Annotated in this window: 18 protein-coding genes and 1 riboswitch; of the genes, 16 read left to right on the forward strand and 2 right to left on the reverse strand. The window is 33.0% G+C overall.

Annotated elements, in window-relative coordinates; translation table 11 throughout:
• Positions 1-127: 127 nt before the first annotated feature.
• The 5 genes from ACFSC2_RS13175 to ACFSC2_RS13195 all read left to right on the forward strand — a co-directional run bounded on the left by ACFSC2_RS13175 (position 128) and on the right by ACFSC2_RS13195 (position 9,402).
• Positions 128-1,030 carry a GLPGLI family protein gene (locus tag ACFSC2_RS13175; RefSeq protein ID WP_379814964.1) on the forward strand — a complete coding sequence of 301 codons (903 nt, stop codon included), beginning with the start codon at positions 128-130 and terminating at the stop codon, positions 1,028-1,030.
• Positions 1,031-1,061: 31 nt separating this feature from the next.
• Positions 1,062-3,749 (forward strand): carboxypeptidase-like regulatory domain-containing protein, encoded by a 2,688-nt coding sequence (locus ACFSC2_RS13180; RefSeq protein WP_379814963.1) that lies wholly within the window; start codon positions 1,062-1,064, stop codon positions 3,747-3,749.
• A 94-nt stretch (positions 3,750-3,843) separates the two neighbouring features.
• On the forward strand, positions 3,844-6,114 hold the full coding sequence (locus ACFSC2_RS13185; protein WP_379814962.1) for a hypothetical protein: 2,271 nt from the start codon (positions 3,844-3,846) through the stop codon (positions 6,112-6,114).
• Between the two features lie 173 nt (positions 6,115-6,287).
• Positions 6,288-7,790 carry a hypothetical protein gene (locus tag ACFSC2_RS13190; RefSeq protein ID WP_379814961.1) on the forward strand — a complete coding sequence of 501 codons (1,503 nt, stop codon included), beginning with the start codon at positions 6,288-6,290 and terminating at the stop codon, positions 7,788-7,790.
• A 145-nt stretch (positions 7,791-7,935) separates the two neighbouring features.
• Positions 7,936-9,402, forward strand: a complete 1,467-nt coding sequence (locus tag ACFSC2_RS13195; RefSeq protein ID WP_379814960.1) for a M28 family metallopeptidase — start codon at positions 7,936-7,938, stop codon at positions 9,400-9,402.
• A gap of 235 nt (positions 9,403-9,637) precedes the next feature.
• Here the strand turns inward: ACFSC2_RS13195 and metK are convergent, their stop codons facing one another.
• Positions 9,638-10,888, reverse strand: coding sequence for a methionine adenosyltransferase (metK, locus tag ACFSC2_RS13200; protein ID WP_379814959.1), 1,251 nt, complete (start codon positions 10,886-10,888; stop codon positions 9,638-9,640).
• Positions 10,889-11,428: 540 nt separating this feature from the next.
• Here metK and ACFSC2_RS13205 point away from each other — a divergent pair.
• The 11 genes from ACFSC2_RS13205 to ACFSC2_RS13255 all read left to right on the forward strand — a co-directional run bounded on the left by ACFSC2_RS13205 (position 11,429) and on the right by ACFSC2_RS13255 (position 25,130).
• Positions 11,429-14,272, forward strand: a complete 2,844-nt coding sequence (locus ACFSC2_RS13205; protein ID WP_379814958.1) for a TonB-dependent receptor plug domain-containing protein — start codon at positions 11,429-11,431, stop codon at positions 14,270-14,272.
• A gap of 332 nt (positions 14,273-14,604) precedes the next feature.
• Complete coding sequence (locus ACFSC2_RS13210; protein ID WP_379814957.1) at positions 14,605-14,793, forward strand: hypothetical protein; 189 nt, start codon at positions 14,605-14,607, stop codon at positions 14,791-14,793.
• Positions 14,794-14,848: 55 nt separating this feature from the next.
• Positions 14,849-16,153 carry an O-acetylhomoserine aminocarboxypropyltransferase/cysteine synthase family protein gene (locus tag ACFSC2_RS13215; RefSeq protein ID WP_379814956.1) on the forward strand — a complete coding sequence of 435 codons (1,305 nt, stop codon included), beginning with the start codon at positions 14,849-14,851 and terminating at the stop codon, positions 16,151-16,153.
• Positions 16,154-16,381: 228 nt separating this feature from the next.
• On the forward strand, positions 16,382-17,470 hold the full coding sequence (locus ACFSC2_RS13220) for a homoserine dehydrogenase family protein (protein WP_379814955.1): 1,089 nt from the start codon (positions 16,382-16,384) through the stop codon (positions 17,468-17,470).
• Between the two features lie 624 nt (positions 17,471-18,094).
• Positions 18,095-18,295, forward strand: a complete 201-nt coding sequence (locus ACFSC2_RS13225; protein ID WP_379814954.1) for a hypothetical protein — start codon at positions 18,095-18,097, stop codon at positions 18,293-18,295.
• Between the two features lie 188 nt (positions 18,296-18,483).
• A riboswitch (SAM riboswitch) is annotated at positions 18,484-18,592 on the forward strand.
• Between the two features lie 78 nt (positions 18,593-18,670).
• On the forward strand, positions 18,671-19,654 hold the full coding sequence (locus tag ACFSC2_RS13230) for an alpha/beta fold hydrolase (protein ID WP_379814953.1): 984 nt from the start codon (positions 18,671-18,673) through the stop codon (positions 19,652-19,654).
• Between the two features lies 1 nt (position 19,655).
• Complete coding sequence (thrA, locus tag ACFSC2_RS13235; protein ID WP_379814952.1) at positions 19,656-22,070, forward strand: bifunctional aspartate kinase/homoserine dehydrogenase I; 2,415 nt, start codon at positions 19,656-19,658, stop codon at positions 22,068-22,070.
• 99 nt (positions 22,071-22,169) lie between these two features.
• Complete coding sequence (locus tag ACFSC2_RS13240; RefSeq protein WP_091493828.1) at positions 22,170-22,595, forward strand: OsmC family protein; 426 nt, start codon at positions 22,170-22,172, stop codon at positions 22,593-22,595.
• 147 nt (positions 22,596-22,742) lie between these two features.
• The gene (locus ACFSC2_RS13245) at positions 22,743-23,915 is read left to right on the forward strand and encodes a trans-sulfuration enzyme family protein (protein WP_379814951.1); all 1,173 of its coding nucleotides are present in this window, start codon (positions 22,743-22,745) and stop codon (positions 23,913-23,915) included.
• Between the two features lie 164 nt (positions 23,916-24,079).
• Positions 24,080-24,592: an RDD family protein gene (locus ACFSC2_RS13250; protein ID WP_379814950.1), complete on the forward strand. Its 513-nt coding sequence runs from the start codon at positions 24,080-24,082 to the stop codon at positions 24,590-24,592.
• 127 nt (positions 24,593-24,719) lie between these two features.
• A complete protein-coding gene (locus ACFSC2_RS13255) occupies positions 24,720-25,130 on the forward strand; it encodes an RrF2 family transcriptional regulator (RefSeq protein ID WP_095952585.1) in 411 nt (136 codons plus the stop codon).
• A 184-nt stretch (positions 25,131-25,314) separates the two neighbouring features.
• Here the strand turns inward: ACFSC2_RS13255 and ACFSC2_RS13260 are convergent, their stop codons facing one another.
• Complete coding sequence (locus ACFSC2_RS13260; RefSeq protein ID WP_379814949.1) at positions 25,315-26,097, reverse strand: sulfite exporter TauE/SafE family protein; 783 nt, start codon at positions 26,095-26,097, stop codon at positions 25,315-25,317.
• Between the last annotated feature and the right edge of the window lie 229 nt (positions 26,098-26,326).

Raw genomic sequence — 26,326 nt, forward strand, 5'->3', positions numbered from 1 at the left:
GTCTAAAAAATAGGCACTTTTGTCTATACACTAAAGCTATTGATATATTTAATTTTTTAATTTTTAAAAATAATAATAAATTTGAGTGTAAGTTCTTTCGATTTACCCACTTTTTAAAGAAAATAAAATGAAGAAAATATTTTTTTACATGACTTTGATGCTTGCTTGTACGCAAATTCAGGCTCAAAAAGACTTTCAGGGAATGGCTGTTTATGAGTCAAAAACACAAGCTCCAAAATTGGAAGGAATGCGCACCAATCGTGACATTACACCAGAAATGCAAAAGAATATGGAAGAGCGCATGAAACAAATGCTTGAAAAAACATTTATTTTAAACTTCGATAAATCGGCTTCTATTTACAAAGAAGAAGAGAAATTAGACGCTCCAGGACAGCAAGGTGGTATGCGAATCATGATGAATTCGTTTATGGGAGGCGGAGGCACTTTCTACAAAGATGTAAAAAGTAAAACGTATACAGTTGATAAAGAATTTATGGGAAAAGAATTTCTAGTTGTAGATTCTCTGCCTAAATTAAATTGGAAATTAGAACAAGAAACTAAACAAATTGGCGGTTATACATGTTATAAAGCGACTGCGGTAAAAGAAGCGAGTAAAACCGATTTTAGAAATTTAAGACCTAAAAATAACGACGATAAAGACAAAAAGCAAGACGAAAAGAAAACTTCTGGAGAAACAAAAACGAATTTTCAGGATAACTTCGAAATGCCAAAAGAAATTGTCATAACAGCTTGGTATTCGCCTGAAATTCCGATCAATCAAGGGCCAGAAAATTACTGGGGTCTTCCTGGATTAATCTTGGAAGTAAACGATGGAAGAACTACTATTTTATGCTCTAAAATTGTTTTGAATGCTAAAGATAAAGTCGAGATAAAACCTTCTAAAAAAGGAAAAGTGATTTCTCAAAAAGATTATGATGAAACGGTAATCAAAAAAATGGAAGAATTTAGAGAAATGAATCGCGGTCGTGAAGGCGGTCCAGGCGGTGGTCCAGTAATGATTAGACGTTAATTTTTAGAATTTTATCCCTTAGGTTTTTCCCATGAAAAATATTTTTGCTTTTGTCATTTTATTAATGACCTCGATTTCTTTTGCTCAAAGTGTTCGTTTTGATGGAGTAATTCAGGACGAGAAAAAAAATCCTTTGGAAATGGCCAATATTATGGCGGTTAACAATGCGACAAAAGCAATGGATTCATACGGAATTACTAATGATAAAGGTAAATTTCAGCTGACTTTAAAACCTAATACAGCGTACACAATTAAAGTGAGTTATCTTGGAATGAAATCTAAGGAAATTCAAGTAGCGACATTAATGCAAAACATGGTTCAGAATATTGTTTTGGACGGTGCTGGAATCGAATTGGAAGGTGTAGAAATTGTTCGCGAAATGCCCGTTTCTATAAAAGGTGATACCATAGTGTACAACGCAGATTCTTTTAAAACTGGAACAGAAAGAAAGCTGGAAGACGTTTTGAAAAAACTTCCTGGTGTTGAGGTAAATGCCGATGGAGAAATAGAAGTTGAAGGAAAAAAAGTATCAAAATTAATGGTCGAAGGTAAAGATTTCTTTGATGGAGATACTAAACTTGGCGTTAAAAATATTCCTGCCGATGCAATTGATAAGGTTCAAGTACTGAGAAATTTTAATGAAATAAGTCAGTTAAAAGGCTTAGAAAATGATCAGGAAAATGTAGCCATGAACATTAAACTGAAAGAAGGTAAAAAGAACTTTTGGTTTGGAGATGTTACGGCCGGAACTGGAGTTGGAGAGCTAGACAGCCGTTATATCATTAATCCAAAACTGTTTTATTACAGTCCGAAATACAGCATTAATTTAATTACCAATTTTAATAATATCGGCGAGCTCCCTTTGACAGCGCAGGATTATTTTAAGTTTACGGGTGGTTTTAAAAACATGATGAAAAAAGGCGGCAGTAATTTTAATATTTCGTCAAATGATCTCGGAATTTCCCTTCTTAGAAACAATCGCGCTAAAGAAATTGAGACCAAATTTGGAGCTACAAACTTCTCCTATTCGCCAACAAAAGCGTGGACTTTGAGCGGTTTCGGAATTATTTCGACCTCAAAAACAGATTTAGAAACAAAATCACAAACTACAATTCTGGATTCTGGAGATCAGCAGAAAAGAGACGAATTGACACATCAGAAAAATAATCTCGGACTTTTTAAACTGAGTTCAACTTATAAACCAAATGATAAATTTCAGTTTGATTATGATATCTTGACTAAGTTGTCAAAACAAGATGAAGACTCCGATTTGCTTAGAGAGCAAGTAGTGCAGAATATTACTAATTCTGAGACTATTTTTACAACCAAAAAACAAGATCCGACTTCGATAAATCAAAACTTGAATTTGTATTATACGAAAAACAGTAAAAATATTTTTGCTTTTGAAATGCAGCATTTGTATCAGGATGAAAACCCATTTTATAATGCCAATTTAAGAACAATTCCTTTTAATTTAAGCGGTTATACAGTTGGTCAACAGCGAAATGACTACAATCAGGATCGTTTTGTGAAAACTAATAAATTGGATGCCAAACTTGATTATTATTATATGGTAACTCCAAAAAGCAATATCAATATTACTTTAGGAAATACGTATTCGCATCAGAATTTTAATTCGCATATTTTCCAGATTTTGGATAATGGAGATCGAAATGATCTTGATGATTCAACAAATAATAACGATGTAAATTATAATTTTAATGATGCTTTTGTAGGCTTTCATTACAAAATTCTAACTGGAAAATTTACATTTACACCTGGAGTAAGTCTTCATACTTATAAAATGACAAACTCACAGCTGGGTACAGATTATTCGCAGAATTTTGTAAAAGTGCTTCCTGATTTTTTTGCTTTATATCAAATCAAAAAAGCAGAAACATTGACTTATAATTTCTCTTTGACAAACGATTTTACCGACATTAACCAATTAGCAGAAGGAAAAGTTTTGTCGGATTACAGCAGTTTGTTTCGTGGAAATCGTACCTTAGAAAATGCAACTTCGCAAGTGCATTCGCTTCGTTATTTTAAATACAACATGTTCAACTTTGAGAATATTTTTGCCAATGCGACTTATACAAGAAAAGTAATGGCAATTAAAACAGAAGCTGATTTTGATGGAATAAATCAGTCTTCAGTTCCGTACAATTCTAATTTAGCAGATGAAAGCTTCATCGGAATGGGAACTTACGGCCGTTCTTTCTTAAAAAATTATAAAGCATCATTAAGTGCAAGTTTAAACTGGTCAAAGTTTAATAATAAACAAAATGGTGATTTTACAACAACAGAAAGTTTTGTTCAGAATTACACGATTAAAGCGTCAACCAATTATAAAAAGCTGCCAAACATTGAATTCGGATATAATCTTTTGGTTAATAAATACAGCGGTTCTACTTTTTATACCGATAAACCTTTTGCACGTTTAGATTATTATTTTTTGAATAGTTTTTCGTTTGTTTCAGAGTATGAATTCTATCATTATTATAATGGAAACAAGTCTGTTGATAACGAATATGATTTCTTAAGCGCCAGTTTAATTTATCAAAAGAAAGACAGTAAATGGGAATATAAAGTTTCTGCAACCAATTTATTGAATACAAGATATCTTAATGATGACAACTTTACGCAGTTCTCTACGCGTGTTTCGCAATACACTGTACAGCCGAGATATATTATCTTTTCGATGAAATATAATTTATAGTAATTCGATTACATTTTTTGTCTTTTTTATTGGCTGTATTTGCTTCGAAAGAAATATCTTTACATTCGTTATTAACAGCCAAAAAAATATAGTAATGCGCAATTTTGTATGGAGTCTTTCCATTTGTATTAGTGTTGTTTTTTCTTCTTTTTCACAAACAAAAAACATTGAAAAAGGGTCTTATCTTTCAACAGCCAAAGGACAGCAGATTAAATTAAATCTGCTTGATAACAATAAGTTCGAATTGGTTTTTTATTCTGGAGAATATCAAATCAAAGGAGATTCGCTTTTATTTGTCAATAATAAAAATGAAAACGGCGGTTTTGATCTAGAATTTAAAAGAGAAAAAAAGGCGCAAAAAATAAAAGTAAAATTTTTAAATCCTTCTTATTATTCCATTTATATAGGAACACAGAAAGGTTCTGAAGCCGTTTCCTATCAGAAATTATGGGATATCCAATCAAAAGTAAATCCTAATTTTGATAAAGAAACTTTAGAGTTTGATATAGATCGTGCCGACTATTTATATTTAGTAAATGAGGGTTATTCAGACCTTAAAACCCAAGTTTTTAAATATGAAATACCAAAAGACGCTGGCGAAGTTAGTATTAAATACGAACCCAATCTTATGAGCGGTCTTGAAATTTCGGGCTTTTTGGACAAGAATACCAATGAATTAAAAATAGCTGAAAAAGCAGGAAGAAATCCGTTGGTTTTTAAGAATGAAAAAGACATTCAGGCTGAAAACGTTTCTAAAACCAATACAAAAGTTAAGCCTGTAGATACACAAAGTGTAACCAATTGGACTTATCCTGGAAAAGAAAATACTTTACTGAATGATGATTTTGGAAATGTTATAGTAGATAGTGCTAGTACTGTAATAGAAGCTCCAATAGTAGATTACGCAGTTGATTCGACAGCAAGTTATTCGAATTATAACTTTAAACTAAAAATAGAGAATAATTTAAAAAGTGCTTTGAGCGCTACAAAAGACGCTAAAAGTAAGTATTTGGTAGTGTATATTGACAATAAAAATGAGACTGCTAAAAAAGATTTTGATGCCTTTGTAAAAAGCCAAGAAAAAGAAGCGTCTTACAATATGTATGATAAATACAATTCCGTTTATGACATCTTTAATTATTACTTAGCGGGAAAAGACGATAAAAAGTGGCTGAAAAGCAATAAAATTGAAAGCGAACCAAGTATTGTAATTTTAAACGGCAATGGGGATATTTTAGCAATAGCAAAATCTAATCTTTCAGAAAAACAATACCAATTTAGTTATTATGGAGATTTGTATCGCAAATTGCAGCGCACAAATGCTTTAGTTTTACTAGATAAAACTTTCAAAAACAAAAAAGCCACAGATGCGGATTTAATTAAAGCTTATAATTTTGCGTCTGTTTTAGAATCTTCATATTATTATGATCAAGAAGAACTTAGCGAAGGAGATTTTGTAATGACAAAAGCTGCTTTGGATAAAAAAGAAGTAGCACAGACTTGGAAAAAACTGATTGAAGCACATCAAAAAGATACAAAACCAGATATGTATTTAGTGGAAGCAATTGTAAAGGAAATCAAAAATCAAGGATTTACAAAACAGCTTTTTAACGAAGACAGAATCTTAAATGATACCGACTTTTTGTCGATAGATTATTTGTTGAAACATGCGGTAAGCATTGAAGAAAAACGTCAGGAATTCATTTCTAAAGAAGATGAAATACATGTTTTATTAAATGTTTATTCTGAGATTTCTTCTGCATTACAGCAGAATTTGTATTTGTCTCAGGACGGAGTTTCGGGCGAAATTAATAAAGACAAAGTGATTTCGATCTATAAGAAAATAGTAGCTTCTGGAAATGGAAATTTTGATGCCTATAGAAACTATTTTGATTATGTAAGTCAGATAGAAGATAAAGATGGTTCTAATACCCTTTTCTTAAAAGAGTTTAGCTCGTATTTTGACAATCAGCTGACTTCTGGAAAAGAAAGCCCTATCGAAAAACTGGATGCTGTTTTTTCTACTTTAGGAACTTCTTCAAGTTATTCTTATGAGGATTGGAATTCATTCAAAGATTATCATTCCAATCTTTGTAATAACGCAGCTTGGACAGTGGTGCTAAAACCGCAGCATTCAAACTTTATTAAAGACGCTATAAAATGGTCAGAATATAGTTTGGTAGTTACCAAAAACAATCCGTACTATTTAGATACATTGGCTCAGTTATATTATAAAGATGGTCAAAAACAAAAGGCTTTAGAAACACAGGCATTGGCAGTAAAATATTTAAATAATACTGTTGATGAAACTACTGCAGAAGATATTAGAAATACATTAGAAAAAATGAAAAACGGGACTTATTAAAAGAAGTCGCAAAACAGATAAAAAAAAGAGCATTCAAATTATAGAATGCTCTTTTTTTTATCTGTTTTTTCGAATCAATAGAATTATAATATCGAAGCTGTAAATTATAAGATTTTTAACACAGGAAAATCGTGGGTTAAATACCTTTGCGCTTGATTAATAACTTTATGATAATGCGTAATGTGGTATGGGGATTTTTTGCATTCCTCAATAGTGTGTGTGTTTCTTTTGCTCAAGAAAAAACTATCGATTTCAAATTCAAAATACAGAACAATCTTAAAGATGCAATTACTGTTACAAAGCAAGATAATAGTAAATTTTTAATCGTTTATTGCGATGAAAAAAATCCCAATGCAATACAAGATTTTGACAGCTTTATTGAGTATAAGGAAGAAATAATTAATTCTGATATGTACGATAAGTACGATCCTCAATATGATTTGTTTAATTATTATTTAGCATCAGCTGCTGATCAAAATTGGATAAAATCGAACAATATTTCAGATTTTCCTGCTGTTATAATCCTTAATGGAGATGGTGATATATTGGCCTCAAAAAAAGCAAAATTATCTAGAGCAGCAGATGAACTTTGCAGTTACTGTGGTGAATACAAAAAAGTTAATACAGTAAATGCAATAGCAAATTTTAATAAAGTTGCTAAAAATACAGCATCTACTGATAATGACTTGATCGAAGCATTTTATTCGATTTCAGATTTTGTAGATTATTACAATTACGATTATGTATATGAAGGCAATACAGAGAAATACCCAAATTCATTTAAAATGCAACAAATTGTAAATGAAGAACAGGTTAATAGTATTTGGAAAAAAATAATCGAGCTGCATCAAAATGACCAAACACCAAATTTGAAATTGGTTTCTGTTATTTTAAGGGAAATTCAAGACAAAGGATTTTCGAAAGTTTTTTTTAATGGAGGTAAAATTTTAAATAATGTAGATTTCTTATCGATTGATTATTTATTAAAACATTATGATGCAATAGTAGATGCAAGAAATAAATTAACGGATGAAGATTCTTATTTATCAAAAATTGATAATCTCAACGTATATATAGCATATGCATTGAATGATAATATTAATATAGAAAAAGAAGGAAAAACTGGAAAAAGTAATCTGGAGAAAATTATAAATGTTCACAAAAAATTGATTGAATTAGGAAAAAGTAATTATCCTTGTTGTCAATACTATTTTTCATATTTAATAGATCAAAGCAGTGATTCTGGCAGCGATCTTGTTTTCATAAAAGAATTTGAAGCATACTTCGACAAATTTCTATTTACAGAAAAAGGAGATTATATTGAAAAACTAGACCAGCTTTTTTCTTCTGGTTTTTCTTATGATTATGGATGGGATTCATTCAAAGAATTTCATTCCAATCTATGTAATTCCGCGGCGTGGAGAGTAGTATCAAAACCTGAGAATAGCATCTATTTAAAAAAGGCCATTAAGTGGTCAGAATATAGTTTGGTAGTTACCAAAAACAATCCGTACTATTTAGATACATTGGCACAATTGTATTATAAAGACGGTCAAAAAGAAAAGGCTGTTGAAACACAGACTTTGGCAGTAAAATATTTAAATAATACTGTTGATGAATCTACTGCAGAAGATATTAGACAGACTTTAGATAAAATGAAAAACGGGACTTATTAAAGTATAATACTTATTAAAAATGCAATGGCTGTCAATATTGGCATCCATTTGTGCATAGAATTAATTGAAATTAGGAGTTTTTGCTATTAAAAACCAAAGTTTTTCTATTTGAAATGATTAAGTTTGAATAATTAAATTTAAACTTATGAAAAACAAATTGATCCTTGGTTTGCTTGTTACAAGCAGCTTTGCTTTTGCGCAGGCGATAAAGAAACCATTAGTTACGGCAATAACTGAAAAAGATCTTAGAACGGATATGTTTCAAATGGCGGCCGATCATTTTAACGGACGTGAAGCTGGAACATTAGACGAATTAAAAGTGTCGATGTGGCTGGCAAATAAAGCCAAAGAAGCAGGAATGTCTCCAGCGGGCGATGATGGTACTTTTTTTCAGTTTTTTGATATGTACAGACATCAGGTTACTTCGAATACAAAATTCAAAATCGGACAGAAAGAATATAAACTTTGGAAAGAAGTTTTAGTTGCGGAAACTACAAATACCACTGTAAATGCTCCATTACTTTATTTAGGAGCTGCTACAAAAGAACAAATTGAAAAAACAGATGTAAAAGGAAAAGCAGTGGTGCTTTTGGCTTCAAAAGAAGGAATTGCAGATGATATATCTCTTTTTGACAGACGTTATCCAGGTTTAGTTCGAAACAAATATTATGATTTATTAGTTAAAAAAGGAGCTTCTGCCTTGATCATGGTTACAGATGAACTGGCAGAACAAAGCTGGTCTCAGGTAGAACCGCAAATGACAAGAGGAATTTACGGAATTGAAGGTTTTCGTGATAAGTTAACAGAAACTATGCCTGTTTTCTGGCTTCACAACGATCAGTTAGATTTCCTTAAAAATACTAAAGAAACATTATCTACACAGGTTTTCTCTGAAACTTACAAATATCCGTCTGTAAATGTGGTTGGAACAATTGAAGGAACGGATGCTAAATTGAAAAATGAATATGTACTTTTCAGCGGTCACCAAGATCATGACGGAGTTCGTCAGAAATACGGTCAGGATTCCATTTACAACGGAGCCGATGATAATGCAAGTACATGTGTGGCAATGTTAGCAATTGCTAGAGCTTATAAAAAACAGCCTGGAAAAAGGACTGCATTATTTGTTTTTCATGGATCTGAAGAAAGAGGTTTGCTAGGATCTAGATGGTATGCAGCACATCCTACAGTTCCCGAAAAAGATATTATTGCCGTTTTAAACGGAGATATGATTGGAAGAAATAATGTAAATCAGGCCGCCTTATTAGGTTCGAGTTCGCCTCACGAAAACTCTTCAGACTTGGTAGCAATTGCAAAAAGAGCCAATGACGAAGGACCAAAATTTGATTTAGACAAACTTTGGGACAGACCAGAACATCCAGAATATTTCTATTTCCGTTCAGATCACCTTCCGTATGCAAGAAGAGGAATTCCATCAGTATTTTATACAAGTGTACTTCACAGTCAATACCATACGCCAATGGATGAGTCAGAAAACATCGATTACGTGAAATTGCACAAAATGACCGAATGGATGTATCGAACAGGTTGGATTTTATCTAACGACCCAGGTCGCCCAAAAACGTTGCCAAACGTACAATTAGAAAGATAAAAGTTATTATTAGCGTTAATTTTAGACGCGGATAAAACAGATTCGCTATCGCGAAAACGCGGATAAAACGGATTTTAAATTGTTTTTAGAAATTAAACTAAGAAAAATCCGTTTTGATCCGCGCCTTTACGAATTAAATCCGTTTCATCTGCGTTTTTCACACCTAGGAATAAAAATAAAAGAGGCTGTTTAAATGAATAAACAGCCTCTTTTTGTATGTAAGTTTCAGATCGAATTATAATCCGAAAGCAGTTTTTACTTGGTCAACAAAATCAAGTTTTTCCCATGTAAACAATTCAACAGTAACTGTTTTTTCGTTTCCGCCTGGAGCAGAGAAAGTTTTAGTAACTGTTTCTGGTTTACGTCCCATGTGTCCGTAAGCAGCAGTTTCGCTGTAGATTGGGTTTCTTAATTTTAAACGTTGCTCGATAAAGTAAGGACGCATATCAAAGATAGCTTCTACTTTTTTAGCGATTTCACCGTTAGTTAAATTTACTTTAGAAGTTCCGTAAGTTTCAATGAAAATTCCCATTGGTTCAGCAACTCCAATTGCGTAAGAAACCTGAACTAAGATTTCGTCAGCAACACCTGCAGCAACTAAGTTTTTAGCGATATGGCGCGTTGCGTAAGCAGCACTTCTATCTACTTTACTCGGATCTTTTCCAGAGAATGCACCACCACCGTGAGCACCTTTTCCACCATAAGTATCCACGATAATTTTTCTTCCTGTTAAACCAGTATCTCCGTGAGGTCCTCCGATAACGAATTTTCCTGTTGGGTTAATATGGTAGTTGATTTTATCATTGAATAAATGAGCGTGTTCTGGGTTTTTAGCGATAATTCTTGGAATCAAAATTTCAATAATATCTTTTTTGATTTTAGCCAACATAGCAGCTTCTTCGTCAAAATCATCGTGTTGAGTAGAGATAACAATCGCATCAATACGAGTTGGTTTGTTATCGTCGCTGTATTCTAAAGTTACCTGAGATTTAGCATCTGGACGTAAATAAGTGATTTCTTTGTTTTCACGTCTTAAAATTGCTAATTCTTGTAATAATTTATGAGATAAATCTAATGCAAGAGGCATGTAGTTTTCAGTTTCGTTGGTAGCGTAACCAAACATCATTCCTTGGTCACCAGCACCTTGCTCTTCTGGCTTAGCTCTGTCTACACCTTGGTTAATGTCTGCAGACTGCTCGTGAATTGCAGAAAGAATACCACAAGAGTTTGCTTCAAACATATATTCACTTTTAGTATATCCAATTTTACGGATTACCTCACGTGCAATATTTTGTACATCTAGATATGTATTCGATTTTACTTCACCTGCTAAAATTACCTGACCAGTTGTAACCAATGTTTCACAAGCTACTTTTGAGTCAGCGTCAAATGCCAAAAAGTTATCAATTAATGCATCCGAAATTTGATCTGCAACTTTGTCTGGATGCCCTTCACTAACAGATTCTGACGTAAATAAATAAGCCATAATAATGTATTAAATTTGTATAAATTAAAATTTAGCGAGGAAAAATAATTGCTAAAAAGGGCTAAAGGAGAGTTCCTGCTTTAGCATTTTTTAATGCCGAAATTTAACTCCCGGCAATCATAATGAATCATTTCATTATGAAGAGGTTGCAATCAGTTCAAATTTTTCCTCTGTATTCGCGTGCAAAGGTATGAAACCATTTTGATTTGCAAATTAAAGTTCAACTTTTTTTATTTTTTATCGCAGAAATTTAACAGAAGTATAGTATTTTGATAGGGTAATGGTAAATATTTTTGTTTTTGTTTGGTGGTTTCGAAAAAAGTTTTAAACTTTGCCGAGTCAAAAACACAAAATCAATGAAATTAATCGCAAAAAAGAACATGTCTTGTATGATGCCGGAGAATTCCGCAGAGAGACTATTGTGATTATTTTTTAAAAGATATAAATAGAACCTCTGCCACCGCAGAGGTTTTTTTTTGCCTAAAACGAACCATTAAAAACCTTTAATTCTTTAATCATTTTATTAATAAAAACAGAATAATGAGAAATAAATTAATCATAATAGCCCTTACTGCATTCTCGGGATTATATGCTCAGGATAATAAAAAAGAACAGGACACTTTGAAAAATAATGAATTGTCTGAAGTAACGATCGTAGGTTCAAGAAGCAAGAATCGTGTAAAAACTGATGTTCCCGTTCCTGTTGATATTTTTAATATTAGTGAAATCACAAAAGGAGCGCCGCAAACCAGTGTTACCCAAATTTTAAATTATGTTGCGCCTTCCTTTACAAGTAATCCAACTTCTACAGCAGATGCAACAGATCACGTAGATCCAGCACAATTGAGAGGTTTAGGTCCCGATCAAGTTTTAATTCTGGTGAACGGAAAACGTCGTCACTCAAGTGCATTAGTTAATATAAATGGTTCTCCGGGAAGAGGTTCTGTTGGTACAGATTTAAATGCAATTCCATCTTTTGCTATTGAGAGAATTGAAGTTTTAAGAGATGGAGCTGCTGCACAGTATGGTTCTGATGCAATAGCAGGAGTTATCAATATTGTACTTAAAAAGAATGCCAACTTTATTTCGGGAGGCATTCAATATGGAGCAAACTTATCTTCTGGCTCTAATAATTTTGAAGGAGGAAGCGATGGACAGACATTACAAGCAGACATTAATTACGGAACTTCATTGGGTAAACCAGGAAGTTATCTTAATGTTACAGGAACTGCAGTTACTCGTGATGCTACTAGCCGTGCAGGTATAAGAAGTAATGCGATTTTTAATGCCTACAATGCAGTTGAAAACAGAGCCGCACAAAATGGTGTTGAGATAAACTCATTGTTTAGTAATATTAATGCGACTCCAAACTCGACTGAAATAATCAATAATTTAAAGCAATACGCTCCTCAGGTGGGTTATTTTACCACAGCGCAGCAAAATGCTATTGCTTCTGCAAATACGATTGGACAAATGCAGACCGCTTTAAATTTTGATGTAACTAATAATGAATTGAATTACAGAGGACAGCAAAGAAGCGATTATAATATGAGTGTTGGACAGTCAGAATTGGCTTCTGGGCAGGCTTATTATAATTTAAAATATCCTTTAAGTGATAATACTGCTTTGTATTCTTTTGGTGGAGTTTCTTATCGTAACGGAAAATCATATGCTTTTAACAGACTTCCAAATGGTTCGGGAACTTTTACGCAAGTGTATTCAAACGGATTTCTTCCTGAAATTGAATCAAAAATTGTAGACTTATCTTCTGCAGTTGGAGTTACAACCCAATTCTTAGGTTTTGATACTGATCTTAGTACCAATTTAGGAACCAATTCTTTTAATTATGATGTAAATAATTCCATCAATGCAACTTTAGGAACAAACTCTCCGAGCAGTTTTGATGCGGGAAAAGTATCTTTTTTGCAAAGTACGACCAACTTAGATTTCAGTAAAAAACTAGATGTTCTTTCGGGATTGAATATAGCTTTTGGAGGAGAATTTAGATATGAAAATTATCAGATTAAGTCAGGAGAAGAAGCCTCATACGGATTGTATGATACAAATGGAGATTTAGTTTCTGGAGTACTGCCTACAACATCGCCGCTTATTGTGACTGATTTTTTTGGAAACAAGCGTGGAGCAGGAGCGCAAGGGTTTTCTGGATTCCAGCCTTCAGATGCTAAAGAAAAAGACAGAAAAAGTGTGGCTGCTTATGTAGATTTAGAATTAAATCCAACCGAAAACTGGCTGCTTAATGGTGCCGTACGTTTTGAGAATTATTCAGATTTTGGAAATACAGTAACCTTTAAACTGGCATCTCTTTTAAAATTAAATGAATTTATCAATTGGAGAGTTTCGGGACAAACAGGTTTTAGAGCACCATCTTTGCAGCAAAAATATTTCGAAAGCAGTTCTACTCAATTCATAAATGGTTCGCCCTATCAAGTTGGATATTTTACAAATGATTCTCAGGCGGCAAAAAGTATTGGAGTTGAAAATTTGAATCCAGAAAAATCTAAAAGTGTAAGTACCGGATTTACATTCAAAATTCCTGAAGCCAACATTACGATTTCTACAGATGCTTATTTTACGAGAATCGACGACAGAATTGTTCTTACTGGACAATATTCAAGACCAACAGATGCGCAAATTGGAGCAGCAACTTCTCCGCAGCAAGCTGAGGCGTTAACTTTATTTCAAGAAGCATTTGACCTTAAAGGAGTAGAAAGAGCTTCGTTCTGGACAAACGGAATCAACTCGGAGACAAAAGGAATAGATTTAGTAATTTCTCAAAAATATGACGTTATTCAAGATTTTACCATCAGAAATGATTTTGCATTGAGTTATAATGAGACCAAAAGAGTAGGAGGTTTAAATGTACCGCAATCCATTATAAATGCGGGAGGCGATCCTTATATCTATTCTTTCTTCCCAGAATCAAGCCGTGTTTATTTAGAAGAAGCAATTCCAAAATTAAAAGCCAATCTAACGACAACATTCAGTATCAAAAAACTAGATATTTATTTAAGAAACAGCTATTTCGGAAAAGTAACAGATCCTGGAGCAACAGATGTAAACTTAGACGGATTTTCATCTGTGTATGAGCATCCAGAATACAGTGCAAAAATTGTAACCGACTTATCTTTTGGATATCAGATAAATGACAAATTCAGATTAACAATTGGATTTAATAACATAGGTGATGTTTATCCAGATAGAAATAATCCTGCAACACCAGCTTTTACCAATACAACGCCAACATTGTCTCCAGCACCAAGTGCAGATTTGAGTAATGCCAATCAGTTTGCTTATTCAAGAGCCGTTTCGCAATTTGGATTAAACGGGCGATTTGGTTTCGCACGATTAGGATTTAAATTCTAATCAAAAAAGGTTCTCTTTAAGTCCTTTATTTAAAGGGCTTAAAGAAGATTTTTTAAAATATAATAGAAATTTTCAATTTTAATTTGGTTGTTAAACAAATACTTACTACTTTTACTCTATAGAAATAGTCGAGTTTAAAAAATAGATTAGTTTAAAACATGAAAGCAATAGCAAAAAGAAATATGATGTGTTGTAAAATGATGCCGATGTGCATCCCTCATTGCTGTTGCCAAAAGTGAAAGATCGAGTCTTTGTTATAGTTTCAACTATAAGCCCTTTTGGTAAGCCATCCGAAAGGGCTTTTTTTATTTCAACATTTAAAAATTAAAATCATGAAAACACTAGATATAAATACAATTGCATTTCAATACTTATTGAAAACAGAATCTCAAAAAATCGAGAACAAATTTGCAGAACAAACGATACAAAAAATCGAATTTAATCAGGATAAATATTTAGAAAGCCAAAACTCTTTACTCTTACAATTATACAATCTGGAAGAAGAAGATCTATACGTTTAAGCCAAAATCTATAACAATATAATAGTATTAACAATACCTAAAAAACTAAGAAATCATGAGCACACAAAAATTTGCAACCAACGCACTTCACGCAGGACACGATGTTACTAAAAACGCAGGAACAAGAGCAGTACCAATTTACCAGACTTCATCGTATGTATTTAATAATGCCGATCATGCAGCGAATCTTTTTGGTCTTGCAGAAGCTGGATTTATTTATACAAGATTAAATAACCCGACAAACGATGTTTTAGAACAGAGACTAGCGGCGCTTGAAGGCGGAATCGGAGCTGTGGTAACAGCATCTGGAGCATCGGCAATTTCGACAACTTTATTAACACTATTAAAAGCTGGAGATCATATTGTGGCTTCAAACAGTTTGTATGGCGGAACTTATAATCTGCTAAAAGTAACTTTGCCAAGATTAGGAATTACAACAACATTTGTAGATCCTTCAAAACCAGAAAATTTTACTAAAGCAGCAAAAGAAAATACAAGAGCATTTTTTGTAGAATCTCTTGGAAATCCAAAATTAGATGTATTGGATTTAAAAGGGATTTCGGCAGAAGCCAAAGCATTCAAAGTGCCCTTTATAGTAGATAATACAGTTGCGACACCTTATTTATTAAACCCAATTAAATACGGTGCCGATATTGTTATTCATTCCTTAACTAAATATATTGCTGGAAACGGAACTTCGTTAGGAGGCGTTATCATTGATGCTGGAAATTTTGATTGGTCTAACGGAAAATTCCCAGAATTTACAGAACCATCTGCAGGATACCATGGATTAGTATATCATGAAGCTTTAGGAAATGCGGCTTTTATAGCAAAAGCAAGAATCGAAGGTTTACGTGATTTTGGTGCTGCTTTGAGTCCGTTTAATGCTTTTCAAATTATTCAAGGATTAGAAACACTTCCAATCAGAATTAAAAAGCACAGCGAAAATGCTTTGGCATTAGCCGAATGGTTAGAAAAACAAGATGAGGTTGTCTGGGTAAATTATCCAGGTTTAAAATCAAGTAAATATCATGATTTAGCAAAAGAATATTTGCCGCAAGGTCAAAGTGGTATTATCACTTTCGGATTAAAAGGCGGTTTTGATGCTGCTAAAAAAGTAGTAGACGAAACAAAGTTATTCTCTTTATTGGCGAACATTGGCGATACAAAATCACTGATTATTCACCCCGCAAGTACTACACACCAGCAATTGACAGAAGAGGAACAAATAGAAACTGGAGTTTCTAAAGATTTAGTTCGCCTTTCTGTGGGAATTGAAGATATAGAAGATTTGATTGCAGATCTTCAAACTGTTTTTGCAAGCGTTACCCAATCGCAATACAGCATTAATAAAAATTAGGTTTTTTTGTTTTTTGTTTGAAAGATTGCCTTTAGCCAATGTGCTAAAGGTAATTTTTTATGAAAAACATCATTATAAAAAATTAAACCATATAAGTGATATAAGTTCATTTTAGGTATGGCGTATTGTAGAAGACGCACCGCAGTGCGTCTAATTCTGTCGTCTGAATTGCGAGCGCGATTTTAAATGAACTTATATCACTTATATGGTTAAAAAAAAACAGAAATTATGTCAAAGCTTAAAATAAATATTATCCTTTTTGGGATTGGAAATATCGGAAGCACTTTGATCAATCAGATTATCGAAAGCCAGGATTTTTTTCTGGAAAGTAAAAACGTAGATTTTCATTTTCCGATAATAACCAATTCGACGGTTGCTTTTTTTGAAAAAGAAGGTGTAGGTTATTCCTGGGAAACCAATTTTAGACAATTGGCAGTTCCTTTTAAAGTAGAAGATATTATCGAATTTGCGAAAGAAAATGAATTCGAAAACCTAATTGCCGTAGACGCAACAGACAGTGATGAATTGGTAAAACATTACAATACGTTAATTGAAAACGGATTTAACATCGTAGCGGTCAATAAAAAAGCAAATACGCTTCCGATAGATTTATACAAAGAACTACGATCGAATCTTAAAAAGTTCGATAAAGAGTTTTTGTATGAAACATCTGTCGATACAGGAATTCCGGTTTTACAGACTTTGAGAGATTTGTATTATTCTGGCGAAAAAATAACCAAGATCCGAGGTGTTTTCTCAGACAATTTAAGTTATGTATTTAACCGATTTTCGGCAGAAGATGTTTCGTTTTCATCTGTTTTAAAAGATGCCAGTTTGTTAGGATTAATGAAATCAACTTTTAAAGAAGATCTGTCCGGAAATGATACGGCGAGAAAACTGCTCATTTTAACACGAGAAATAGGCAGGGATTTTGATTTTGCAGATATCAAAATAAAACCTTTTATCACAGAAGATCATCTGGAAAAAAATGGTGTTCTAAATAAAGATGCATTAGATAAATCATTCAAAATTGCAAAAATCACGCAAGCAGATAATCACGTGCTTCGGTATGTAGGAGAATTTGATTTTGAAAAAAATATATTAGAAGTAAAATTAATTTCAGAACCATCAGATTCTGCCATCGGACAATTAAAAGGCTCTGATACCATTTTCGAAATTTATACCAAATCTTATGCATCAGTTCCTATTGTGATTCAAAGTGCGCCGCCATGTAAGCAGGCAATTTCGAGGGGGGTAATCGCCGATATTTTGAAAATTACCGAGAAAATAAAGAATAAAGAGGCCGTCTGGCTTTAAAAAGTGCTAATATTTGAATAAAGTTCTTTGAAAGAGTGATGCTGAAAAGTTTTTGAAAAAACAGTTATTGTAGGTTTTTTACTTAGTAATTACTGTTTTTTAGTTTTGTAAGATGTTTTTAATCGTTAAAAAGAGTTTTTTAACGATTTTTGTAATTAAATTCCTGAATTTCATTTGTATAATAAAAAAAATATTTGCATATTTGTTATACCCAAAAACTACTAGAAATCAAATGAACTTAAAAGTCAACAAAATGTTTTATGCCATTTCGGTTATTACCGAGGCTGGGTTGTCTATTGCTTAAAAAATTGTAAGAAACATAATTATATAGCAAAAGCCTCCCGAAACATTTTCAGGAGGCTTTTTAAATTATTAAAAATGCAGAAATTTAAAATACAATATAAATCACAGATGAATAAATCCTTACAGATAAACAAGATGTTTACTGTCGCGCTTATTTGCGTATGCGTCTGTTGATACTAAAAGTATAAATGAGTTTAAAAAACTTAAACCCTTTTGGTATCCGAAATTCCAAAAGGGTTTTTTTATTCTGTCAAACGAATTAACGAAAACATAAAAGAGAAATAAAGATTATAAAACACAACTGAACTAAAACTTAATATCATGAGCACATTTAACTACTTAGCAGAAAAAATTTCTAACTTGAAAAACAGAAGAACAAAAAGAAACAATCCGCCGCCAGCAAACGAATTAAATCACCCAAGATTCGGAATGACAGAAACGGATAAAAACGCTGAAAAAAAAGTACCAAATTCTTTATTGTTTTTGATGTATTCAAAAGAAAATGAAACACTTTTTATATAAACTGACAAGTGATATAAACTAGGTTAAAACCTGCTTAATTTTACTGGGCATTCCTGTTCGGTAATTTTTTGCGTACAATAGTTTTTGCTGCAGTATGTTCATGAAATTGAACAAACAGTTTCGATAAAATTTGTTTGTTTAAGAAATTAGTAGTTAATTTGCACCGTTAAGTTCAAATACGTATTGAAATGTTATAAAGAAAGGAGGAGGGATTAGACCCGATGAATCCTTAGCAACCCTTCGTTAATTCGAAGAAGGTGCTGCATTCTACCACGCCCAAACGTGGAAAGATAACAACAAGAATTTTTCTAGTACAACTCTAGACTTTCTTTCTAATATTTCCACATATACAAATCAAAATTAAAGATTTGAAAATTGGAAAATAGACCTAATCCCATTATAATTCAAGATTTCATCACCGAAAGTGGTGCAGATTATCATTCGTTGCCATTAAATTTCACATTGTCAGGACAACCTCTGCACAGTGCACCTATTGTTTTGGTAAATCATGCCTTAACAGGAAATGCAATTGTTACCGGCGAAAACGGCTGGTGGAATGATTTGATTGGTGAGGGTAAAACCATTGATACTGCTGTTTATACTATTCTCGCTTTTGATGTTCCAGGAAACGGAAACACTTCTTATCTTATAGAAAATCATCATGATTTTACTGCAAGAGATGTTGCGAGAATTTTTATCCAAGGAATTAAAGCTTTAAATATTCAGCAGCTTTTTGCTATTATCGGAGGTTCTGTCGGAGGTGGTATTGCGTGGGAAATCTTAGCATTAGAACCCAACATCACTGAACATCTTATCCCGATTGCAAGCGATTGGAAATCGACAGACTGGCTTATTGCGAATTGTTTTCTTCAGGAACAGATTCTCAATAATTCTTCAAAACCAATCGAAGATGCCAGAATTCACGCCATGTTATGTTACCGATCTCCAGAATCATTCAAAGAAAAATTTCAGAGAACAATCAATCAGGATCTTCTGATTTTTAATATCGAAAGCTGGCTGGCACATCACGGAAAAAAATTGCAACAGCGATTTCAGCTTTCTTCTTATAAATTAATGAATCAATTGCTCAAAACAATTGATATCACAAGAAATACAGAAAACTTTGAAAATTTATTGTCGAAATCCAAAGCTTCAATTCATATCGTCGGAATCAATTCGGATTTGTTTTTTACAGCTAAAGAAAACAAAGAAACCTATGTAGAACTGAAGAAATTTAAAGACAATGTTTTTTACAGCGAAATTGATTCGGTTCACGGACATGACGCTTTTTTAATCGAGTACAAACAATTAGACTATTTACTTGCCGACATTTTTAAGGCAGAAACTATAAAGAAATAAAATGAAAGTATTAAAATTTGGAGGTAAATCATTATCAAACGGAGAAGGACTTAACAAAGTTGTTTCAATTATTACAGATAAAGTAAATCAAGGCGAGCAGATTGCCGTTGTTGTTTCTGCCCGCGGAAATGCTACAGACGAACTAGAATTCATCTTGAGCATTGCTGCAAAAAACGGCAGTTACAAAGAATTATTAGAAAATTTTAAAAAATACCAGATTTCAGATTATCCGCAAGTTGATTTATCAGAAGAATTTAATGTTTTAGATAAACTGTTTGAAGGCGTAAGCTTAATTGGAGATTACAGCAACAAAATTAAAGATCAGATTTTGTCTAAAGGCGAATTGCTTTCGGCGAGATTACTGACTGCAATTTTGATTGAAAAAGGAATTCCAGCAAATTTTGTTGATACAAGATCATTGCTGAAAACAGATTCTAAATTTGGCGATGCACAGCCATTAGAACAGCTTTCTAAGAAAAATGTGGTTAACTATTTTAAAGAACATAACGGGAAAACCGTAAATATTGTAACAGGTTTCATTGGTTCAAACAACAACAACGACACAACAACTCTAGGAAGAAACGGAAGTAACTACACCGCTTCTTTAATTGCCAATTACCTAAATGCAGAAGAATTACAAAACTTTACACACGTTGACGGAATTTACACTGCAAACCCAGATTTGGTTGCTGATGCTAAAAAAATCGAATTTTTATCTTTTAACGAAGCAAATGAATTAGCCAATTTTGGAGCAACAATCCTTCATGCCAAAACGATTATTCCGTTATTAGAAAAAAACATTCCGCTTCGAATTTTAAACACTTTCAACCATGAAAATCGCGGTACTTTAATCACTTCAGATTCTTCAAAAGAAGGAATTAAGACACTTTCAGTTTTAGAAAATGTTTCTCTGGTAAATCTTGAAGGTCGCGGATTACTTGGGAAAGCAGGAGTTGATGCCCGAATTTTTAAAGTAATGGGAGATAATAATATTTCGGTAAGTATTATTTCGCAGGGATCTTCAGAACGAGGAATCGGATTGGTTGTAGCTACAGAAAAAGCAACAACAGCAATGGTTGAATTAGAAAAGGAGTTCGAAAATGACTTTTATTCTAAAGACGTAAACCAAATTACAGTGACAGATAATGTATCGGTTATTTCGATTATTGGTCAGGATTTGAGTACTTTCCACAAGCCTTATACAGCATTAATCAAAAACAAAATTGTCCCGATTTTATTCAACAACACAGTTACGGGTAAAAACGTGAGTTTGGTGGTGAAAAAATCAGAACTAAACAGAGCGTTAAGTGTAATTCACGGAGAGATTTTTGGAGTTTCGAAAAAAATCAACATCGCAATTTTCGGTCACGGATTGGTTGGAGGAACTTTAATTAATCAAATCTTAGAATCAACTGCAGCAATTGAAAAACGTAAAGGAATTAAACTGAATGTTTTTGCTATCGCGAATTCTAAAAAAGTGCTTTTAAATAAATATGGTGTAACTTCAGACTGGAAAAATGAGATTCAAAAAGAAGGTCAGGCTTACACTATAAATGATGTTATCGCCTACGCGAATGAGCACCATTTAGAAAACTTGATTGCGATTGATAATACAGCAAGTGCATCATTTGTTGAGAATTACATTTCGTTAATCGAAAGCAGTTTTGATTTGATTTCTTCGAATAAAGTGGCTAATACATTAAGCTATGGTTTCTATAAAGACATCAGAAAAGCTTTGGAAGAAAATCAAAAGAATTATTTGTACGAAACTAACGTTGGCGCAGGTTTGCCATTAATTGATACGATAAAATTATTACACCTTTCGGGTGAAAATATCACGAAAATAAAAGGAGTTTTCTCTGGAACATTAAGTTATTTATTTAATAATTTTTCTGCGAAAGATGCTCCATTCAGTCAGATTCTACAGGAAGCAATTGATAACGGATACACAGAACCAGACCCGCGTGAAGATTTATGCGGAAATGACGTTGGTAGAAAATTATTGATTTTAGCGAGAGAATTAGATTTGCAAAATGAGTTTGAAGAAATCGCAATTCAGAACTTAATTCCAGAACACTTACGTGAAGGAAGCGCAGCCGATTTCTTGACGAAATTAAAAGAATTCGATCCGATTTACGAAAAAGTAAAAGCCGATCAAGAACCAAATCACGTTTTAAGATATATTGGAGAATTATCTGGAGATTTGCAGAATGACAAAGGAATTTTAGAAGTAAAATTAGTTTCAGTTCCAAAAGATACTGCATTAGGCGGATTAAAAGGTTCTGATTCTTTCTTCGAAATTTACACAGAATCTTACGGAGATCGACCAATCGTTATTCAAGGAGCTGGTGCGGGTTCTGCAGTAACAGCAAGAGGAGTTTTTGGAGATATTTTGAGATTGTCTGAAAAGGAGTAATCTGATTGCAGATTTAAGAGTTTAGATTTAAGATTTATAGGTCTAGTTCCTCGAAAGGACAAGATTGCGAAGAATAAAAAACAAAAAAATAACAACACAATGAAAGTAACTTTAAACAGAGTAAACGACGCATTTCATTTCAAAGTAAAAAATGAACGCGGCCACATAGTTGACGTTGACAGCAGAGCCGAATTTGGCGGAAGTGATTTAGGTGCAAGTCCAATGGAATTAGTGTTAATGGGTGTTGCAGGATGCAGCGCAATTGATATGATTTCGATTTTAAAGAAACAGCGTCAGGAAATCACTTCTTTTAATGCTGAGGTTGAAGGAACAAGAGTTCAAATTGAAGAAGCAAAACCTTTTAAAGAAATTGATGTGGTTTTCTATTTAGAAGGAGAAATCAATCCAGAAAAAGCAAAAAAAGCGGCACAGCTTTCTTTCGAGAAATATTGTTCAGTAGCCAAAACAGTTGAGCCAACAGCAACTATTAGTTACAAAGTGGTTTTAAACAACGAAGCTTTGTAAAATTATATAATTAGTCAATTTAGAGAATTAGATAATTCTTTTTTGGCTTATAAAAATCACATAGTCCCTTTGTGAAACTCTGTGAAATTTACAAAAACGAATTCGTGCCAATTGGTGCAATTCGTGTTAAAACAAAAAAACAACACAATGAATACAGAAGAATTTGGTTTTGAAACACAAGCCATTAGAACACAATTAGAAAGATCGCAGTATCTAGAGCATTCGGTGCCATTATACTTATCATCAAGCTTTGTATTTGAAGATGCTGAAGATATGCGAGCTTCATTTACAGAAGAAAAAGAAAGAAACATTTACAGCCGTTTCAGTAATCCAAACACAACAGAGTTTGTAGACAAGATCTGCAAAATGGAAGGAGCAGAATCTGGTTACGCATTCGCAACTGGAATGGCAGCAGTTTATTCAACATTCGCAGCGTTATTAGATTCGGGAGATCACATCGTTTCTGCAAGCAGCGTTTTTGGATCGACTCACGCTTTGTTTATGACGTATTTCCCAAAATGGAATATCGAAACTTCTTATTTTGAAATCAATAAGCCGGAAACAATCGAGAGTTTCATTAAGCCAAATACCAAAATATTATACGCCGAATCTCCAACAAATCCTGGAGTAGATGTAATTGATTTAGAATTGTTAGGGCAAATTGCAAAAAAACACAACTTGATTTTAATCATCGACAACTGTTTTGCAACGCCATATTTACAACAGCCAATTAAATTTGGAGCGCATTTGGTTATCCATTCTGCGACAAAATTAATCGACGGGCAAGGTCGTGTTTTAGGTGGCGTTACGGTTGGAAGTGAAGATTTAATCAGACAGATTTATTTGTTTTCTAGAAATACAGGACCTGCTTTATCACCATTTAATGCCTGGGTTTTGTCTAAAAGTTTAGAAACTTTAGCTGTTCGTGTTGACAGACATTGCGAAAATGCTTTAAAGGTAGCGGAGTTTTTAGAATCGCATCCAAATGTAAACAGCGTAAAATATCCGTTCTTAAAATCGCATCCGCAATACGAAATTGCTAAAAAACAAATGAAAGCGGGTGGAAATATCATCGCTTTTGAAATTAAAGGAGGTATCGAAGCAGGAAGAAAATTCTTAAACAGCATAAAACTTTGTTCGTTATCTGCAAATATTGGAGATACCAGAACTATTGTTACACATCCGGCTTCTACAACACACAGTAAATTATCTGAAGAAGATCAATTAGCAGTTGGAATCACGCAAGGTTTAGTTCGTGTTTCAGTTGGTTTAGAAACTGTCGAAGATGTAATTGCAGATTTGAAACAGGCACTTGCTTAATAATTTAGAAAGTAGATTTTAGATTATCTACAGCTATATAAAGACGATTTTTGATAGTAGATTTTTACTATTAAAAATCGTCTTTTTTTAATGTTTGTTTTTGAAAAAGGAATATTTTTGTTTTAATCTAAATCTACTCGAATCATTTTAAAACACAGTGAAATATGAATGAATCTATTTATGTTATAAATGAAGGAATAACAGCTTCGGGCAATAAACGTTTCGCTAATTATATTGTAGACTATGCTGCTACCTATATTTTGTCTTATTTGTTTGGAATTGCACTTCCTTTTATAATCAATATTATGGATTCATTTGGTTATACAGGTTTGGGATTTTGGTATTTTAATTTGAGTATCTTTTATTCGTTTTTGATTGGCATTTTCTTAACGATAATTTATTACTTTGCAATGGAAGCTTTAAGCGGAAGATCTTTAGGCAAATTTGTTACTGGAACTATTGTTGTTGATGAAAATGGTTTAAAGCCTACGCCTAAGAAAATTCTAATACGAACTTTATGTCGTTTTATTCCTTTTGAGGCTTTTACTTTTTTAAATTCAGCAAGAGGATGGCATGATTCAATTTCAGATACCTACGTCGTTAATAAAAAAGAATTGGACGAAGAGGTAAAACTATTCCATGATTTTAATTTAATTGGACAAGAAGAAGTAATTTGATAGAATTAGTAGAATTTAACTTTCTTCGTATGTGAAAGTTCAAACAAAAAGCCTATTTTTGCTTTCTAATAAAATTTAGAATGAAGATTATAGTGAAATCTAAGTTCTAAAATCTAAAATCTAGTACGTGCTTTCAAAGAAAACAAAATACGGAATTAAAGCTTTGACTTATTTAGCAAGACGCGACAATAATGAACCTGTACAAATAGCAGAAATAGCAAAGAGCGAACATATTTCGATTAAATTTTTAGAAAGTATTCTGTTGCTTTTAAGAAATTCTGGTTTTCTTGGAGCTAAAAAAGGAAAAGGCGGCGGTTATTATCTTATAAAAGATCCAAAAGACATAAGTATGGCTAAAGTCTACAGAATTTTGGAAGGTCCGATTGCACTTTTGCCTTGCGCGAGTCATAATTTCTACGAAAGATGTGATGACTGTGATGACGAAACTACCTGCGCTGCAAGACGTTTAATGACAGAAGTTAGAGATAATACGCTGAAAATATTAGAAAGTAATTCTTTGGCAGATATAGCTTTCTAAAAAATTAAACCATATAAGTGATATAAGTTCATTTAGTTTCTCCTGCAAGGTTTTCAAAACCTTGTAGGTATGATTTTTTTACCGGCAAATATAAAACTTAGAAAAACCTACAAGGTTTTGAAAACCTTGCAGGAGCGCTGATTCTAAAATGAACTTATATGACTTATATGGTAAAACTAAAACCTTAAAAGATCAGTTTATATCCTGCAAGGAAAAGCATTACTGCGATAGCATTTCTAAGAAACTGATCAGGAATTTTTCCGCTTAACATACTTCCCATGTAGATTCCTGGAAGCGATCCCATTAATAATTGACCTAATAATCCTAAATCTAAATTTCCCATAGAAGCATGACCGATTCCGGCAACTAAAGTTAAGGGAACGGCGTGAGCGATTTCTGTTCCAACCAATTTTGGGGTAGGTAATAAAGGATAAAGAAAAAATAAAGTTACAGTTCCTAAAGCTCCTGCACCAATTGAAGTTAAAGTTACCGTTGCGCCTAATAAAACTCCAATTCCAATAGTCAGCATGTTTTGAGTAGTGCTTTCGCTATGAAATTTATCGCCGGCGTGTTTCTGTGAAAACTTCATTAATTTCTGTTTGAAGATAATAGCAACAGAAGTAAATAACAATGCCCAGCCTAAGCTTTGTTTGATAACACGATTTATAGTTTCGATATCTGTTTTAATACTGTGAAGTATCCATAAAGTTACCAAAGCGGCGGGAACACTTCCTAAAGTAAGCCATCCTGTGATTTTCCAATTGATGTTGCCTTTTTTATTGTGTACAAAAATTCCTCCGGCTTTAGTAAACGCGGCATAAAGTAAATCGGTCCCAACGGCTGTTGTAGGGGGGATATTAAAGTATAATAAAATAGGCGTCATCAAAGAACCGCCTCCTACACCAGTTAATCCAACAATAAACCCAACTACTAAACCTGCAATGACAAGACCAATCTGAAAATCCATAAAAAAAATTTGGCGCTAAAATAATAACATTTTTATAATTATCCTATAGATTTGGTAGAGATTAAATGTGTATTTTTACAAATCACAAAATTGGGGTGTACTGTTACGATTTTAAGGAGCAGTGCATAATTTGTTAAATTAATTACTAATCGTTCTTTAAATATCTTCTACATTGGTTTAGAGGAGAATAGCTATTGTAAAAAAGTAAATATATTGTTTTGATATTTCG

It is taken from the genome of Flavobacterium artemisiae (genome assembly GCF_042678225.1).
Taxonomy (GTDB): domain Bacteria; phylum Bacteroidota; class Bacteroidia; order Flavobacteriales; family Flavobacteriaceae; genus Flavobacterium; species Flavobacterium artemisiae.

What these genes read in the sequence shown, in the direction of transcription:
- ACFSC2_RS13175 (WP_379814964.1), top strand. Translation starts at nt 128, where the DNA reads ATGAAGAAAATATTTTTTTACATGACTTTGATGCTTGCTTGTACGCAA.
- ACFSC2_RS13180 (WP_379814963.1), top strand. Translation starts at nt 1,062, where the DNA reads ATGAAAAATATTTTTGCTTTTGTCATTTTATTAATGACCTCGATTTCT.
- ACFSC2_RS13185 (WP_379814962.1), top strand. Translation starts at nt 3,844, where the DNA reads ATGCGCAATTTTGTATGGAGTCTTTCCATTTGTATTAGTGTTGTTTTT.
- ACFSC2_RS13190 (WP_379814961.1), top strand. Translation starts at nt 6,288, where the DNA reads ATGCGTAATGTGGTATGGGGATTTTTTGCATTCCTCAATAGTGTGTGT.
- ACFSC2_RS13195 (WP_379814960.1), top strand. Translation starts at nt 7,936, where the DNA reads ATGAAAAACAAATTGATCCTTGGTTTGCTTGTTACAAGCAGCTTTGCT.
- metK (WP_379814959.1), bottom strand. Translation starts at nt 10,888, where the DNA reads ATGGCTTATTTATTTACGTCAGAATCTGTTAGTGAAGGGCATCCAGAC.
- ACFSC2_RS13205 (WP_379814958.1), top strand. Translation starts at nt 11,429, where the DNA reads ATGAGAAATAAATTAATCATAATAGCCCTTACTGCATTCTCGGGATTA.
- ACFSC2_RS13210 (WP_379814957.1), top strand. Translation starts at nt 14,605, where the DNA reads ATGAAAACACTAGATATAAATACAATTGCATTTCAATACTTATTGAAA.
- ACFSC2_RS13215 (WP_379814956.1), top strand. Translation starts at nt 14,849, where the DNA reads ATGAGCACACAAAAATTTGCAACCAACGCACTTCACGCAGGACACGAT.
- ACFSC2_RS13220 (WP_379814955.1), top strand. Translation starts at nt 16,382, where the DNA reads ATGTCAAAGCTTAAAATAAATATTATCCTTTTTGGGATTGGAAATATC.
- ACFSC2_RS13225 (WP_379814954.1), top strand. Translation starts at nt 18,095, where the DNA reads ATGAGCACATTTAACTACTTAGCAGAAAAAATTTCTAACTTGAAAAAC.
- thrA (WP_379814952.1), top strand. Translation starts at nt 19,656, where the DNA reads ATGAAAGTATTAAAATTTGGAGGTAAATCATTATCAAACGGAGAAGGA.
- ACFSC2_RS13240 (WP_091493828.1), top strand. Translation starts at nt 22,170, where the DNA reads ATGAAAGTAACTTTAAACAGAGTAAACGACGCATTTCATTTCAAAGTA.
- ACFSC2_RS13245 (WP_379814951.1), top strand. Translation starts at nt 22,743, where the DNA reads ATGAATACAGAAGAATTTGGTTTTGAAACACAAGCCATTAGAACACAA.
- ACFSC2_RS13250 (WP_379814950.1), top strand. Translation starts at nt 24,080, where the DNA reads ATGAATGAATCTATTTATGTTATAAATGAAGGAATAACAGCTTCGGGC.
- ACFSC2_RS13260 (WP_379814949.1), bottom strand. Translation starts at nt 26,097, where the DNA reads ATGGATTTTCAGATTGGTCTTGTCATTGCAGGTTTAGTAGTTGGGTTT.